Here is a 14,038-nt window from a genome sequence, read left to right on the forward strand (position 1 = left end):
GCGCCCCTCGCTTTAAAGTTTCGCAGTAATATTGTCGAGAATGTCTTTTTGCGCATCTTTATCGATACTACGCTCAAGAATCTTCTCAGCACCAGCTACAGCCAGAGTTGCAACCTGTTTGCGCAGGTCATCGCGAGCACGGTTACGTTCCGCTTCGATTTCCGCTTCTGCTTGCGCTAGGATTTTTTGACGTTCTGCCAAAGCTTCCTCACGAGCTTCATCGATAATCTGTGCTTTACGCTTGTTTGCTTGCTCAATAACCTCGGTTGCAGTGCGCTTCGCTTCCTTCATTTGATCAGAAGCGTTGGCTTGCGCTAGATCTAAATCTTTTGCAGCGCGCTCAGCGGCTACAAGACCGTCAGCAATTTTTTTCTGACGCTCTTCAATCGCATTCATGATTGGCGGCCATACATATTTCATGCAGAACCACACAAACATTGCGAATGAGATTGCTTGACCTAGCAGAGTTGCGTTCATATTCACAACAGCTACCCCTCTAAAGATTCATTGACGAGCTAAAGTTTAATCAGGTGACAAGCTCGAAGCTTGTCGGAGAAAAGTCTGATTAACCTAGCTGACCAACGAATGGGTTCGCGAATGTGAATAGAAGTGCGATAACAACACCAATCATAGGAACCGCATCAAGTAGACCAGCGATGATGAACATCTTAACTTGAAGCATCGGAGCCATTTCAGGTTGACGAGCAGCACCCTCAAGGAATTTACCACCCAAAAGACCAAAACCGATCGCAGTACCGAATGCAGCCATACCAATGATGATACCTACGGCGATTGCAGAAAAGCTCAGTAAAGTTTCCATTACTATCTCCAATTTATAGTTGTTGGCTTAAATTTGCCTAAATAAAACGCGTTAAAATTAATGACTGTCTTCGTGTGCCATTGATAGATAAACAATCGTTAGCATCATAAACACGAAGGCTTGAATCGTTATTACTAGAATATGGAATATCGCCCATGGTAGTGAGCCCATCCATTGTAAATACCATGGTAGCATTGCCGCACAAAGGATGAAGACCACCTCGCCCGCAAACATGTTACCGAACAGACGCATACCAAGTGAAAGTGGCTTTGAAAGCAAAGACACAACTTCGATAAGCATGTTAAATGGAATCATGATTGGGGTATTAAACGGGTGTAGGGTCAACTCTTTTGTAAAGCCAACTAGACCTTTTACTTTGATGCTGTAGTAGATCATCAGAGCAAAAACACCTAGTGCCATAGCCATCGTGATATTGACATCAGTAGTAGGCACCACTTTCAAGTAAGGGATACCCATTTGCTCTGCAGGGTAAGGAATGAAATCGATAGGCACTAAGTCCATCAAGTTCATTAGGAATACCCAACAGAAGATAGTTAGTGCTAGGGGCGCGATGAGTGCGTTGCGTCCATGAAACGTATCCCTTGACGTTTTCGTCAACGAATTCCACGATCATCTCAACAAAACACTGCAGCTTGCCCGGCACACCAGCTGTTGCTTTCTTTGCTACTGAACGGAATATCCAAAGGAATACCAAACCAGTTAGCAGAGAAAAAAACAGGCTATCGATATGTACGTTCCAGAAACTCGACTCGTCCACTAAACCTAGCTTTCCTAAAGAAAGGTTGGTCAAGTGGTGAGTGATGTATCCGGCCGATGTTAGCGCTTCACCTGGCGCAGCCATAACTCATCCTATTTTTTGTTGTTAACGAAAATTACTGGAGCCATAAGGTTAATTAAGACGACCAGTAAAAATGTGAGATTCAGAGGAATCACTTCCACCTGAATATACATGTAAGCTATTGAGAATAGGGAGGCTATAATAAGGATTTTCAGGGCGATACCCGCATAGAAAGACGCGGCAACTTTCTTCGCTGCACGAGCCCCACTAAACAGAAATGCGCACAACGCAAAAACAGCATTAGCAATAACAAAACTGCCACCACCAATGAGCGCTGAAATTCCCCACTCAGCATTTACAGCCACTGTCATCCCAACAGCTACTAACGCAACCGCACCCGCTTGAATCAGTAACAATCGCTTTGCAAGCGCTCGTCCTGGTCTCGCTAATGCCGCTACCATGTATTCTTACCTTTAGTTCTATCCACTTTGCACCTAATAACTACTGTGCTGGGAGATTGGCGAAAATTATACTTTCTACCAAAGTTATTGCAATCAAAGTGCATCAAAAAGACATACTTTCATTCACAAAACCATAACTTTCGCACAAATTTATCATTTATCAATAATTGACCTACATCAATTATCTCATTTAGCTCTCAAGCTTGGCAATAAGTTGCTCCAATTTGTGAGGTTCATCAAGACTTATCGTTACCTTTGACTTTCCACTCGCGTTTCTTGTCAAAGAAACTTTAGCCCCAAGTTTTTCGCTCAACCTTTGGGAAATTTCTTGTGCATCACGGTCTTCAGACTGTTTTTTCTCTGAAGAGTTCGGTTTTAAGCATTTTTTTACCAAATCTTCAGTTTGTCTGACGGTCAATTGCTTGTTCGCCACAGTCTGTGCGATCTCACACTGAACCTCACCTTCAAGTGCCAATAGTGCACGTGCGTGACCCATATCGATTTGCTTGGTTTCAACAAGCTTCTTCACGGGAGTTTCTAACTGATTCAAACGCAGCAAGTTACTGACTGCCGTGCGAGACTTACCAATCACATCAGCGACTTGCTGGTGGGTAAGCTCAAACTCATCTTGCAATCGCTCGAGTGCCTGTGCCTCTTCAATCGCGTTAAGATCTTCGCGCTGAATATTCTCGATTAATGCCATGGCAACGGCCGCACGATCTTGAACATTTTTCACGAGGCAAGGGACCACTTTCAGACCCGCTTGTCGTGCCGCGCGCCAACGGCGCTCGCCCGCAATGATCTCAAACTGATCGTGTCCGACATTTCTGACAACAATCGGTTGGATGATGCCTTGAGATTGGATGGATGCAGCCAGTTCTTCCAGAGCTTCAGGTGCCATATCTTTTCTTGGCTGATAGATACCTGGACGAAGGCTGTTAATTGAAAGTTCAGTCAACTCTCCATCGGTAGAGAGTGTCTGACTTTGAGTCGCAACCTGCTGTTTTTCTCGTGCAAGCGAACTAGTCGACAGCAGTGCGTCTAGTCCCTTCCCTAAACCACGTTTAGACATTGAATCTTTTTCCTTAAGAGCGTTAAGCCGTTACTTCTTCTCGTCGTAGCATCTCACCAGCCAACGCTAAATACGCTTTCGCCCCTGCAGAATACTTGTCGTAGTACATTGCAGGCTTGCCATGGCTAGGAGCCTCAGCGAGGCGGACGTTCCTAGGGATAACGGTTCGGTAGACTTTGTCGCCGAAGTGTTTTTTCAATTGTTCCGATACTTCATTCGCCAGACGGTTGCGAGGGTCATACATAGTTCGAAGCAAACCTTCGATCTTAAGATCCTCATTCACCACCGCGGCCAGCTTACTGATGGTATCCATCAGTGCGGTCAGACCTTCAAGCGCGAAATACTCACACTGCATCGGCACGAGCACAGAGTCTGCTGCAGCCATCGCATTAATTGTAAGTAGGTTCAAAGAGGGAGGACAATCGATAAAGATGAAATCATAGTTATCACGGATTGGCGCTAATGCGTGTTTTAGCCGAACTTCGCGCGCAAACACCTCCATAAGCTTGATTTCCGCTGCAGTTACGTCCCCGTTCGCAGCAATTAGATCAAATTGGCCCGAGGTATCGGTGCACACAACTTGGTCAAAAGGTAGCTCATCGACCAGTAAATCGTAAGCAGTTGTTTCAACTTGGTACTTATCAACACCGCTGGCCATTGTCGCATTGCCTTGAGGGTCAAGGTCAATCACTAACACTTTACGCTTTGTCGCTGCCATCGAGGCAGCTAAGTTAATACACGTGGTAGTCTTCCCAACCCCACCTTTTTGGTTCGCGATAGCGACAATTTTTCCCACGACAAGCTCTCCGTTATCCTTTCTTGGATAAGATTACAAGATGACGGTCACCTTCCAACTCAGGAACTTGCAAAGGTTTGATTTCGATCACAGAACACCATGACGGTAATTCGGCGATCTCCTGTTCGTGAAGCTGACCCTTTAGAGCATAAAAGCGACCAGACTGTGGTTTTGGTAAATGTTCACACCAGTTCACCATGTCTGTCATTGACGCAAATGCACGACTCAATACTCCATCAAAGCCTTCTCCTGCGTCAAATTCTTCCACTCGAGATTGGACTGGGCTGACATTTTTTATCTTCAGTTCGTGCGCAACCTGCTTTATGAATCGAATTCGCTTGCCAAGACTATCCAACAAGGTAAATGACTTGGTTGGGTTCATGATGGCAAGAGGAACGCCAGGCAATCCAGGGCCTGTACCGACATCAATAAAGCGTTCGCCTTCAATATGCTCACCGACGATGATGCTATCAAGAATATGTTTCACTAACATATCTTCAGGGTGGCGCACTGACGTGAGGTTGTAGGCTTTGTTCCACTTATCGAGAAGCTGAACGTAGCCTACGAGCTGTTCACGTTGAAGTTCAGAGACCTCTAGTGAGGTCTCCGCAATGAGTTGATCAAGTTTTGTTCTTAGGTTGCTCACGCAGCTTCACCTTTTTTAAGCACACCTTGCTTCTTCAAATAGACTAGCAAGATTGAGATTGCCGCTGGAGTAATACCAGAAATACGGGACGCAATACCGATAGTTTCAGGCTTGGCTTCACTCAGCTTCGCCACTACCTCGTTAGATAATCCTTTAACATCGCTGTAATCGAGATCCGCTGGGATCTTAGTATTTTCATGACGCAGCGATTTTTCGATCTCGTCTTGCTGTCTTTGGATATAACCTTCGTATTTCACTTGGATCTCTACCTGCTCACTCGCTTGTTGATCTTCTAGAGCAGGACCAAAGGCATCAAGCGCGGTCAGTTGCGAGTAGGTTAGCTCCGGGCGACGCAATAGATCTTCACCGCTGGCCTCACGAGAAATCGGGGTTTTTAGCAAGGCATTTAGCGCCTCAACACCTTCCGACTTAGGGTTAATCCACGTTTCTTTCAGACGCTGACGCTCTTGCGCCATGTTCTCCATCTTCTCGTTAAAGCGGCTCCAGCGCTGCTCATCGATAAGACCAAGTTGGTGCGCGTGTTCCGTTAGACGAATGTCAGCGTTATCTTCGCGCAGCAGAAGTCGATATTCTGCACGAGAGGTAAACATACGGTATGGTTCTTTCGTGCCCATCGTTGATAGGTCGTCAATCAATACACCCATGTATGCCTGATCGCGACGCGGGCTCCAGCCTTCTTTGCCTTGCGAGAACAAGCTCGCATTCAGACCGGCCATCAAACCTTGAGCAGCGGCTTCTTCGTAACCTGTGGTGCCATTGATTTGTCCAGCAAAGAACAAACCAGAAATAAATTTGGTTTCGTAGGTCTGTTTTAGGTCACGAGGATCGAAGAAATCGTACTCAATGGCGTAACCTGGACGAACGATATGTGCATTTTCAAAGCCTTTCATCGAGCGAACGATCTGAACCTGTACGTCGAACGGCAAGCTCGTCGAGATGCCATTTGGATACAATTCATGTGTCGTTAAGCCTTCTGGCTCAATGAAAATTTGATGACTATTTTTATCCGCAAAGCGCATGACCTTATCTTCGATAGACGGACAATAGCGCGGACCAATACCTTCGATCACGCCGGCGTACATTGGGCTGCGATCTAGGTTGTTACGAATCACTTCATGAGTGCTTTCGTTGGTGTGCGTGATAAAACATGGAATCTGAGTTGGATGCTGTGTGCGCTGCCCCAAGAACGAGAACACAGGTGTTGGGTTATCACCGTGTTGTACCTCTAACTCAGAGAAATTAACACTACGTGCATCGATACGTGGTGGGGTACCTGTCTTAAGGCGATCCACTCTAAATGGTAACTCACGAAGACGATGGGCAAGCGCGATAGACGGCTGATCCCCCATGCGACCACCGGATGAACTTTCCATACCGATGTGGATCTTACCACCAAGGAAGGTGCCAACTGTTAGTACCACGGATTTAGCGTGGAACTTAAGTCCCATTTCCGTTACGACACCGCGCACTTGATCTTGTTCGACGATCAAATCATCTACCGACTGTTGGAATAAGGTCAGATTCGGCGCGTTTTCTAGTGCGTGACGTACGTACGCTTTGTACAGTGCACGGTCTGCTTGTGCACGAGTAGCACGTACCGCTGGACCTTTAGACGCATTTAACGTGCGGAACTGAATACCAGCATGATCGATGGCCTCTGCCATTAGACCACCCATAGCATCCACTTCTTTTACTAGGTGCCCTTTGCCGATGCCACCAATAGCTGGGTTACATGACATCTGACCCAGAGTATCAATATTGTGCGTTAGCAGAAGTGTTTTTTGCCCTGTACGAGCAGATGCGAGTGCGGCTTCCGTTCCTGCATGTCCGCCACCTACAACGATGACGTCAAATGTTTCGTGATAAAGCATGAACCGACCTCAGTATTCAATCGATAGAAATAGACAAACCAAAAGGAGCGGTATTCTACCGCTTTTCTGGTATTGAGAAAATCGCTTTTAAAACATTTTGGATCTAAGAAATAAGAATATAAAGATAAGATCTATATATATGATCTTTTATTAGATCTATTATTAGGATCCACGATATCTGTGGATAACTCAAAAATGATCAACAATACCATGGATCTTTTTGAGATCGCTTGTTGTGATCTAGTGTTGATCTGAGACTGTATTAGTTGGGATCAAAAAGGAATGTTATACACAAGGCTCAGGGTGATCAAAACTTGTTCTTTGGATAAATATAGGTTTTTCACCGAAAAGATCATGTTTTATCCACAGTTTGACAGGTTAAATAGTGTTCAAATGACCTTGAGCCAGAAAAAAAGTTACTCACAGGCATAAAAAAAGCGGCTTACGCCGCCTTTTAAGCAATAGGTTTCGCTACTGAAACTTCGCCATATGCTCATTTAGCCATACTTCTGCTGCATCTTCTGGAACGGGATCGTTAAGAATGTCGATCTCTAGACAGTCAGTTAATGGTGTGCCGCCGATATCTTCCAGCAGTGAAAACGCATGCTTGCCTGCTGCGCAGAAGGTGTCATAGCTAGAGTCGCCAATTCCTACCACGGCAAACTTCACGTTTGACATGCGAGGAGGGGTTGCCTGGAGTGCTGCGATAAAAGGCTGAATATTGTCTGGATAGTCACCCGCACCATGTGTAGACGTGATGACCAGCCAGGTTCCTTCTGCCGGTATGTCTGATAACTCAGGCTGGTTGTGGATGGTTGTCTCAAGACCTTGCTCGATGAACAAGTCACTAAGGTGGTCTCCCACATACTCCGCGCCGCCGAGCGTACTGCCTGTGATGATATGAATCATTAATATTCCTTATTTACTAATATTGCCAGTCAACGACTTCCTTAGCGTCTGCCGTTAACGCTAAGCTCACTTACTTACCAATACAGAAAGAGGAGAAGATACGTCCAAGTAGATCGTCAGAGCTAAACTCACCGGTGATCTCGTTCAAGTGCTGCTGGGCTATGCGCAGCTCTTCCGCCAAGATTTCGCCGGCCATATAGCCTTCTAATTGTTGTTGACCAATATCCAGATGCTCCGCTGCACGCTCTAGGGCGTCAAGGTGGCGACGACGTGCCATAAAGCCGCCTTCATTAGCACCAGAGAAGCCCATGATAGACTTAAGATGCTCACGAAGTGCAGGGACGCCTTCACCCGTGCGTGCCGAGAGACGAATCAGAGTCGGATCATTCACATGGCAGATCCCTAGAGTTTCCCCAGTTTCATCGACTTTGTTGCGGATCACGGTGATGCCGATCGATTCAGGTAAGCGATCAATGAAGTCTGGCCAAATCTCTTTTGGATCGGTCGCATCGGTGGTGGTGCCGTCTACCATGAACAGCACGCGATCGGCTTGTTCAATTTCTTCCCACGCGCGCTCAATACCAATTTTCTCAACCTCATCAGAGGCATCACGAAGACCCGCGGTATCAATAATGTGCAGTGGCATACCGTCGATATGGATGTGCTCACGCAGAACATCACGTGTGGTTCCGGCTATGTCGGTCACAATGGCAGACTCTTTACCTGACAGGGTATTGAGCAGGCTGGATTTACCAGCGTTTGGACGTCCCGCGATAACCACTTTCATACCTTCACGCATAATCGCGCCTTGGTTGGCTTCTTTGCGCACTGAATCGAGATTATCAATGATGGTTTGTAGGTCGCCAGCGACCTTACCGTCGGCGAGGAAGTCGATCTCTTCTTCTGGGAAATCGATCGCTGCTTCAACATAGATACGCAGATGGATAAGGGATTCCACTAGCACTTGAATACGTTTAGAGAACTGACCCTGCAGCGATTGCAGTGCTGATTTTGCCGCTTCTTCTGAGCTTGCATCGATGAGATCGGCGATCGCTTCTGCTTGCGTCAGGTCCATCTTATCGTTGAGAAACGCGCGCTCACTGAACTCACCCGGTCTGGCAGGACGAACGCCAGGGATAGAGAGAATACGCTTAATCAACATATCCATGACGACAGGGCCGCCGTGACCTTGGAGTTCAAGAACATCTTCACCCGTAAAAGAGTGCGGGTTAGGGAAGTACAGCGCAATACCTTGGTCCAACTCGCTGCCATTTTCATCTTTAAATGGGAGATAGTCAGCGTAGCGAGGCTTGAGTGTTTTGCCTGTTACTTGCTGTGCGACTTCTTGAGCCATAGGGCCTGAAACGCGAATGATACCCACGCCACCGCGGCCTGGGGCTGTAGCTTGAGCCACAATTGTATCTGTTGTCATTGTATTGCCTATTCGCCGTGCTTTAGCCAAATTGTAATCATGGACAATGAAAAAGGCGACCACTTAGGCCGCCTTTATTTATTCGAATTCGTTTACGATTCGTTTGGACTACTTAGAGTGCAGACCTTTTTTCTCGAGCGCTCGATAAATCAGCGTTTGCTGGATAAGCGTCACTATGTTCGATACCAACCAGTATAGAACCAGACCTGATGGGAACCATAGGAAGAAGAAGGTGAACATAACCGGCATAAAGGTCATGATCTTCTGCTGCATTGGATCCGTTACTGTCGTCGGGCTCATCTTCTGGATCAGGAACATACTTGCACCCATTAGTAGAGGCAGGATGTAGTATGGGTCCTGAGCTGAAAGGTCATGAATCCAACCAAAGAATGGTGAGTGACGAAGCTCAACCGATTCCATTAGTGCCCAGTACAGAGCGATGAAGATAGGCATCTGAAGCAAGATTGGTAGACAGCCACCCAATGGGTTCACTTTCTCTTTCTTGTACAGTTCCATCATCTCTTGGCTCATGCGCTGACGGTCGTCGCCAATACGCTCACGCATTGCTTGCAGCTTAGGCTGAAGCATACGCATTTTCGCCATCGAGGTGTACTGCGCTTTCGTTAGTGGGTACATCGCACCACGAACGATGAAGGTCAAACAGATGATTGCCAGACCCCAGTTAACCACAATACCTTGAATGAACGACAGTAGTGTGTGAAGTGGTTTCGCAATGAACCATAGCCAGCCGTAGTCTACTACTAGGTCTAGGTTTGGCGCGACTTCAGCCATCTCGCTTTGCAGTTTAGGACCAGCCCAAAGCGTTGCTTTTAGCGTCGCTGCTTGACCATCGGCAATCGTCGTGTTTGGCATGCGAACACCGATATCACCTAGGTTACCAATCACACGAGTGTAAAGGTTAGTACCTGGTGCTTCACGTGGGATCCACGCTGCTGCGAAGTAGTGCTGGATCATCGCTGCCCAACCTTGACCGTCAGTCAGGTTAAGAGACAGGTTGCGATCTTGCATATCGTCGAAGCTGTATTTTTTATAGCGAGTGTCTTGAGTTGAGTAAGCACCGCCATTGTAGGTTGGCATTGTGATGCTGCCGCCTTTGTCTTGAAGATTTTGACGAAGGTGAGCGTACATGCCGAACGTCGCGTTTTGACCAGAGTTGTTGTCTACAGTGTATTCAACATCAATGTCGTAGTGGCCACGTTTTAGAATGAAGGTTTTGGTGTAAGCAATGCCATTCGCTTCGAATGTCATCGGTACACGCAGTTCGTCTTGACCATCTGCTAGCGTGAAGCTGTCAGCAGATACAGTGTAAGCCGGACGGCTAGTGCTGCTTAGGTCGATACCTTGAGGGCCTACTAGACCACTTTGAGCAATAAACTGGTGACCCTGTGAGTCTTTTAGTAGCTCAAACGGGTCGCTAGATTCCAACTCGGTTGCGTACTCGTTTAGGTTTGCGGTAACAACATCACCACCCACAGTTGTCACACCTAGGGTCAGTACGTCGGTTTTCACTGTGATGATTTTATCTGCGGCCGCTTGTGTGTGGCCTGGTGCAGGATCATGCTCATCAGCGAAAGATGGCGCAGGTAGAGTACTGCTTTGCGTCTGCTGAGTCGGAACTGGTGCTGGGTTCTTGTACGATTGCCATTGTTGGAACAGCAAAAAAAGAAACCAATGCCAAGCCGATTAACAGAATATTACGTTGAGAATCCATCGTTATTTATCTCTGTCTTGTTTTTGGGCTGGTGGTACGGGGTCAAAACCCCCTTCATTCAAAGGATGGCATTTTAATAGACGTTTGCCTGATAACCAACACCCTTTTACAAAACCGTGAGCTTTAAGGGCTTCTATTGCATAAAGAGAGCAAGTTGGGTTGAACCGACAACGTGGCCCAATAAGAGGACTGATGACCCATCTATACAGATAGACGAGACCAATAGCTAACCACGCGAGGGGCGAGACAGGCGATGCCATAGCTTATCTAGAAGTTTGAACATTTCGTCATTGCTGAGAGTTTGCGCACTCTTTTTCGCAATTACAACAAAATCTTTGCTTGGAAGCTCGTGTTGTTTGTTACGAAAACTTTCACGTACCAAACGCTTGAAGTGGTTTCTGCCGACAGCTGTTTTAATCTGCTTTTTAGGAACCGCTAGGCCAAGGCGAGGATGTGATAGCGAGTTTTTGCGGGCAATGATGGTGAAATGGGGGGAGCCAGCTCGGTGAGCTTGCTTAAATACATTTTGGTAATGCTCGGGAGTTAACAAACGTAACTCCCGAATAAAGGCATGCTTTTTCAAAATAGAAGATTATTTTGAAAGGCGAGCACGGCCTTTAGCACGACGTGCGTTAATTACTTTACGACCGTTCTTAGTCGCCATGCGAGCACGGAAACCGTGAGTACGCTTGCGCTTTAGAACTGAAGGTTGAAAAGTGCGTTTAGACATGGTTATTACCTTTACTGATCAGTAGTTTTAGGTTCTCGTTGAACCCGGCGTGGGACATATTTCCCGTCTTCTTTCTCTATATAGAGATAGAGAGGAAATCCGACGCCTCTCAACAAAGAGGCGGAATTGTAATCACTGACTCGTCAAGAGTCAATAATCAGTTCAACTTCAATTCCAGCCGGCGAATTATACTTTTTGTGAGCTAGAGCGCAAGGATCATTATCAGATCCCAACCTGATTTAGGAATTTTTTAAGTTGGATATCCTGTGGATCATTGAATATCTGCTCTGGCGTCCCTTGTTCCACGATATGGCCGTTAGCCATGAAGATCACTCGATCAGCGACCTCTTTAGCAAACTGCATTTCATGAGTCACAACCAACATGGTTTGATGCTGAGTTGCGAGCTTTTTCATAAGGTTAAGTACTTCACCAACCCACTCAGGATCGAGTGCTGAAGTTGGTTCATCGAAGAGCAACAGTTCTGGTTGGAGCGCCATAGCGCGGCCAATACCGACCCGTTGTTGCTGTCCACCGGATAGGGAGGCAGGGTATTGATCCCCTTTATCGCCTAGACCGATGTCATCGAGAATTTGTTGCGCTTTTTCAAGTGCTTGGTCTTTTTTCCAACCTTTTACGGTAATCAGACCCTCAGCGATGTTCTGACGCGCCGTCATGTGCGCAAACAGCGCGTAGTTCTGGAATACAAAGCCGGTTTTACGGCGCAGGGCTAATACTTCGGCTTTAGTATGACTTTGGCAATCGACCTTTACATCATCAATAGTGATTGTGCCTTCGTCTGCTTGCTCAAGAAAATTTACGCAGCGCAGCAGCGTCGATTTTCCGGTGCCGCTTGAGCCGATAATGACGATGATTTCCCCTTGTTTGATATCAATATCGATACCTTTTAGGACTTCTGTATCGCCAAACTGCTTGTGGATATTTTCCAGTTTAATCATCGTTGGTATGCCTTGTTCAATCTTTGTTCAGCCCACAGTTGCACGCGAGTAAGCACTAACACCACGCCCCAGTAGATCAGAGCCACTGCCAAGAAGGCCTCAAAGAAGCGGAAGCTGGATGACGCCTCCATTTGAGCCTTGGCCATGATTTCAGCCACGCCGAGCGTAAAGGCCAACGACGTCGATTTGATCATGTCGATGAAATAGTTCATCAGCGACGGTAATGCGACACGAGTCGCCTGCGGCAGAATAATACGGCGCATGGCTTGGCTGGTCGTCATACCCACAGACAAGCTCGCTTCCATCTGGCTGCGATCAATGCCGATGATGGCTGCACGAATACTTTCTGCCATGTAAGCGGCGAAGTGGAGCGTTAAACCGATGACGGCCGCACTAAACGCATTCAGTCCAACCATCCATGGGAAAATTTGTGGTAGACCGTAGTAAAAGCAAAAACAGCTGCACCAAAAGTGGGGTGCCGCGGAAAAAGCTAATATAAAGCTGACTGAGCTGATCGAGAACAGGGATCTTGAAAACACGAATATTCGCTAAAAAAACCGCAAGAATCAGTGAAAAAAACAATCCCCAGACTGCCATTTCCATTGTGGTGCCGAGATACTTGAGCAGTATCGGCATCAGCTCCAGCATGTATTGAAAATCAAATCCCATAACGTTACCAACTTCTAGAAAAACAAACGCCCACTACCAAGCGTAGTGGGCGTAACAATAGTGATCACTTACTTTTTAGTGATGTCTGCGCCAAACCACTTCTCAGAGATTTTCGCTAGCGTACCATCTGCACGCATGTCAGACAGTGCTTCGTTAACTTCTTGTTGCAGCTTTAGACCTTTTTCGTTGTTCACAAATGGCCATGCGTTTTCAATCGTTTCAAACGGTTCGCCTGCTAGCTGCAGTGGCAGACCTGTCTTCTTGATAAGCTCAAGTGCAGATAGACGATCCATCACGAACGCATCGGCGCGACCAAGAGCAACATCGTGTTCAATACCTGTGTCGTAGGTTTTAACATTGATTTTGTTGTCTTTATCGTAGCTACGTAGCAACTGCTCAAAGTTAGAACCCAGGTTTACCGCCACAGTTTTACCCGCGAGGTCTTCAATACCTTGAATGCTGTCATTACCTTTGCGAACGGTAATCTGTGCACCATCAATCACGTATGGGTCTGCAAATAGATATTTCGCTTTACGTGCATCGGTCATGGTGATCTGGTTAGAGATGGTGTCGATACGACCCGTCTCAAGCAAACCAAACAAACCTGAGAAGTTTGCGGTCACATACTCTACCTTGTAGTCGTTACGGCGACCAATTTCGTCCCAAAGGTCGACTTCAAACCCTTGTAACTTGTCTTGCTTAACAAACGTAAATGGGAAGTAGCGACCAGACATGCCGACTTTCACTTCTTGAGTAGCAGCATAAGCTGCTTGAGATACGGTTGCAGAAAGCGCCAAGGCGGTTAATAGACCTTTAATCCAGTTTTTCATTTTACTACTCCTTCTATTTATGGAGAGGGATGTTACTGGTAAAGCTGTCGATAAGTTAAATAACGAGTTGTTATTAACCATAACAAATCCGTGGTTGAACGCTGACTTTTTCGACAGCTTTATTACGTGTGCGATCAAAACCGACGACAGCTTGAACACGGATCTATACACAAGTTAGATCATATTGCGGGTTTTGTGGGTAGATCTGTGTTTTGTGCATGCGTTTGTGAGTAAAATCAGGGCAATTTGTGCGGATCAAGCCAAATCAACCGAAAAAATTGTGAATAACTTAG

16 protein-coding genes and 2 pseudogenes are annotated in these 14,038 nt (G+C 46.5%); all 18 read right to left on the reverse strand.

Annotated features, from left to right (window positions below; genetic code table 11):
• Positions 1–12: 12 nt before the first annotated feature.
• Complete coding sequence (gene atpF / locus AC6I8Y_RS16550; RefSeq protein ID WP_042478163.1) at positions 13–483, reverse strand: F0F1 ATP synthase subunit B; 471 nt, start codon at positions 481–483, stop codon at positions 13–15.
• A gap of 82 nt (positions 484–565) precedes the next feature.
• Entirely contained in the window at positions 566–820 is a 255-nt protein-coding gene (gene atpE, locus AC6I8Y_RS16555; protein WP_006073065.1) for a F0F1 ATP synthase subunit C, read from the reverse strand.
• 57 nt (positions 821–877) lie between these two features.
• A pseudogene (gene atpB, locus AC6I8Y_RS16560) lies at positions 878–1,682 on the reverse strand (F0F1 ATP synthase subunit A).
• Positions 1,683–1,690: 8 nt separating this feature from the next.
• Positions 1,691–2,080 (reverse strand): F0F1 ATP synthase subunit I, encoded by a 390-nt coding sequence (locus AC6I8Y_RS16565; RefSeq protein ID WP_042478120.1) that lies wholly within the window; start codon positions 2,078–2,080, stop codon positions 1,691–1,693.
• A gap of 190 nt (positions 2,081–2,270) precedes the next feature.
• Entirely contained in the window at positions 2,271–3,152 is an 882-nt protein-coding gene (locus tag AC6I8Y_RS16570; protein WP_128649111.1) for a ParB/RepB/Spo0J family partition protein, read from the reverse strand.
• 22 nt (positions 3,153–3,174) lie between these two features.
• Positions 3,175–3,948: a ParA family protein gene (locus AC6I8Y_RS16575; RefSeq protein ID WP_498020582.1), complete on the reverse strand. Its 774-nt coding sequence runs from the start codon at positions 3,946–3,948 to the stop codon at positions 3,175–3,177.
• Between the two features lie 13 nt (positions 3,949–3,961).
• Entirely contained in the window at positions 3,962–4,594 is a 633-nt protein-coding gene (gene rsmG / locus AC6I8Y_RS16580) for a 16S rRNA (guanine(527)-N(7))-methyltransferase RsmG (protein ID WP_234494892.1), read from the reverse strand.
• Positions 4,591–6,486, reverse strand: a complete 1,896-nt coding sequence (gene mnmG / locus AC6I8Y_RS16585; protein ID WP_394154549.1) for a tRNA uridine-5-carboxymethylaminomethyl(34) synthesis enzyme MnmG — start codon at positions 6,484–6,486, stop codon at positions 4,591–4,593. The genes rsmG and mnmG overlap by 4 nt, the downstream gene beginning before the upstream one ends.
• Before the next feature lie 471 nt (positions 6,487–6,957).
• Complete coding sequence (gene mioC, locus AC6I8Y_RS16590; RefSeq protein ID WP_042478127.1) at positions 6,958–7,395, reverse strand: FMN-binding protein MioC; 438 nt, start codon at positions 7,393–7,395, stop codon at positions 6,958–6,960.
• A 70-nt stretch (positions 7,396–7,465) separates the two neighbouring features.
• The gene (mnmE, locus tag AC6I8Y_RS16595) at positions 7,466–8,827 is read right to left on the reverse strand and encodes a tRNA uridine-5-carboxymethylaminomethyl(34) synthesis GTPase MnmE (protein WP_498020583.1); all 1,362 of its coding nucleotides are present in this window, start codon (positions 8,825–8,827) and stop codon (positions 7,466–7,468) included.
• Between the two features lie 108 nt (positions 8,828–8,935).
• Positions 8,936–10,559 (reverse strand): annotated as a pseudogene (yidC, locus tag AC6I8Y_RS16600) (membrane protein insertase YidC).
• A 2-nt stretch (positions 10,560–10,561) separates the two neighbouring features.
• Positions 10,562–10,819, reverse strand: a complete 258-nt coding sequence (gene yidD, locus AC6I8Y_RS16605; protein WP_081936191.1) for a membrane protein insertion efficiency factor YidD — start codon at positions 10,817–10,819, stop codon at positions 10,562–10,564.
• Complete coding sequence (rnpA, locus tag AC6I8Y_RS16610; protein WP_081936193.1) at positions 10,786–11,142, reverse strand: ribonuclease P protein component; 357 nt, start codon at positions 11,140–11,142, stop codon at positions 10,786–10,788. The genes yidD and rnpA overlap by 34 nt, the downstream gene beginning before the upstream one ends.
• 9 nt (positions 11,143–11,151) lie before the next feature.
• Positions 11,152–11,289 carry a 50S ribosomal protein L34 gene (rpmH, locus tag AC6I8Y_RS16615; RefSeq protein WP_004400210.1) on the reverse strand — a complete coding sequence of 46 codons (138 nt, stop codon included), beginning with the start codon at positions 11,287–11,289 and terminating at the stop codon, positions 11,152–11,154.
• A gap of 222 nt (positions 11,290–11,511) precedes the next feature.
• Positions 11,512–12,246, reverse strand: coding sequence for an amino acid ABC transporter ATP-binding protein (locus AC6I8Y_RS16620; RefSeq protein ID WP_394154544.1), 735 nt, complete (start codon positions 12,244–12,246; stop codon positions 11,512–11,514).
• Positions 12,243–12,743, reverse strand: coding sequence for an amino acid ABC transporter permease (locus AC6I8Y_RS16625; RefSeq protein WP_498021542.1), 501 nt, complete (start codon positions 12,741–12,743; stop codon positions 12,243–12,245). Before AC6I8Y_RS16625 ends, AC6I8Y_RS16620 begins: the two co-directional genes overlap by 4 nt.
• Positions 12,640–12,915: an ABC transporter permease subunit gene (locus AC6I8Y_RS16630; RefSeq protein ID WP_498020584.1), complete on the reverse strand. Its 276-nt coding sequence runs from the start codon at positions 12,913–12,915 to the stop codon at positions 12,640–12,642. The genes AC6I8Y_RS16625 and AC6I8Y_RS16630 overlap by 104 nt, the downstream gene beginning before the upstream one ends.
• A gap of 68 nt (positions 12,916–12,983) precedes the next feature.
• The gene (locus tag AC6I8Y_RS16635) at positions 12,984–13,745 is read right to left on the reverse strand and encodes an amino acid ABC transporter substrate-binding protein (RefSeq protein ID WP_234494898.1); all 762 of its coding nucleotides are present in this window, start codon (positions 13,743–13,745) and stop codon (positions 12,984–12,986) included.
• Between the last annotated feature and the right edge of the window lie 293 nt (positions 13,746–14,038).

This window comes from Vibrio sp. KUL78 (genome assembly GCF_059725505.1).

What these genes read in the sequence shown, in the direction of transcription:
- yidD (WP_081936191.1), bottom strand. Translation starts at nt 10,819, where the DNA reads ATGGCATCGCCTGTCTCGCCCCTCGCGTGGTTAGCTATTGGTCTCGTC.
- AC6I8Y_RS16570 (WP_128649111.1), bottom strand. Translation starts at nt 3,152, where the DNA reads ATGTCTAAACGTGGTTTAGGGAAGGGACTAGACGCACTGCTGTCGACT.
- AC6I8Y_RS16630 (WP_498020584.1), bottom strand. Translation starts at nt 12,915, where the DNA reads ATGGGATTTGATTTTCAATACATGCTGGAGCTGATGCCGATACTGCTC.
- mnmG (WP_394154549.1), bottom strand. Translation starts at nt 6,486, where the DNA reads ATGCTTTATCACGAAACATTTGACGTCATCGTTGTAGGTGGCGGACAT.
- mioC (WP_042478127.1), bottom strand. Translation starts at nt 7,395, where the DNA reads ATGATTCATATCATCACAGGCAGTACGCTCGGCGGCGCGGAGTATGTG.
- AC6I8Y_RS16565 (WP_042478120.1), bottom strand. Translation starts at nt 2,080, where the DNA reads ATGGTAGCGGCATTAGCGAGACCAGGACGAGCGCTTGCAAAGCGATTG.
- AC6I8Y_RS16635 (WP_234494898.1), bottom strand. Translation starts at nt 13,745, where the DNA reads ATGAAAAACTGGATTAAAGGTCTATTAACCGCCTTGGCGCTTTCTGCA.
- mnmE (WP_498020583.1), bottom strand. Translation starts at nt 8,827, where the DNA reads ATGACAACAGATACAATTGTGGCTCAAGCTACAGCCCCAGGCCGCGGT.
- AC6I8Y_RS16620 (WP_394154544.1), bottom strand. Translation starts at nt 12,246, where the DNA reads ATGATTAAACTGGAAAATATCCACAAGCAGTTTGGCGATACAGAAGTC.
- rpmH (WP_004400210.1), bottom strand. Translation starts at nt 11,289, where the DNA reads ATGTCTAAACGCACTTTTCAACCTTCAGTTCTAAAGCGCAAGCGTACT.
- atpE (WP_006073065.1), bottom strand. Translation starts at nt 820, where the DNA reads ATGGAAACTTTACTGAGCTTTTCTGCAATCGCCGTAGGTATCATCATT.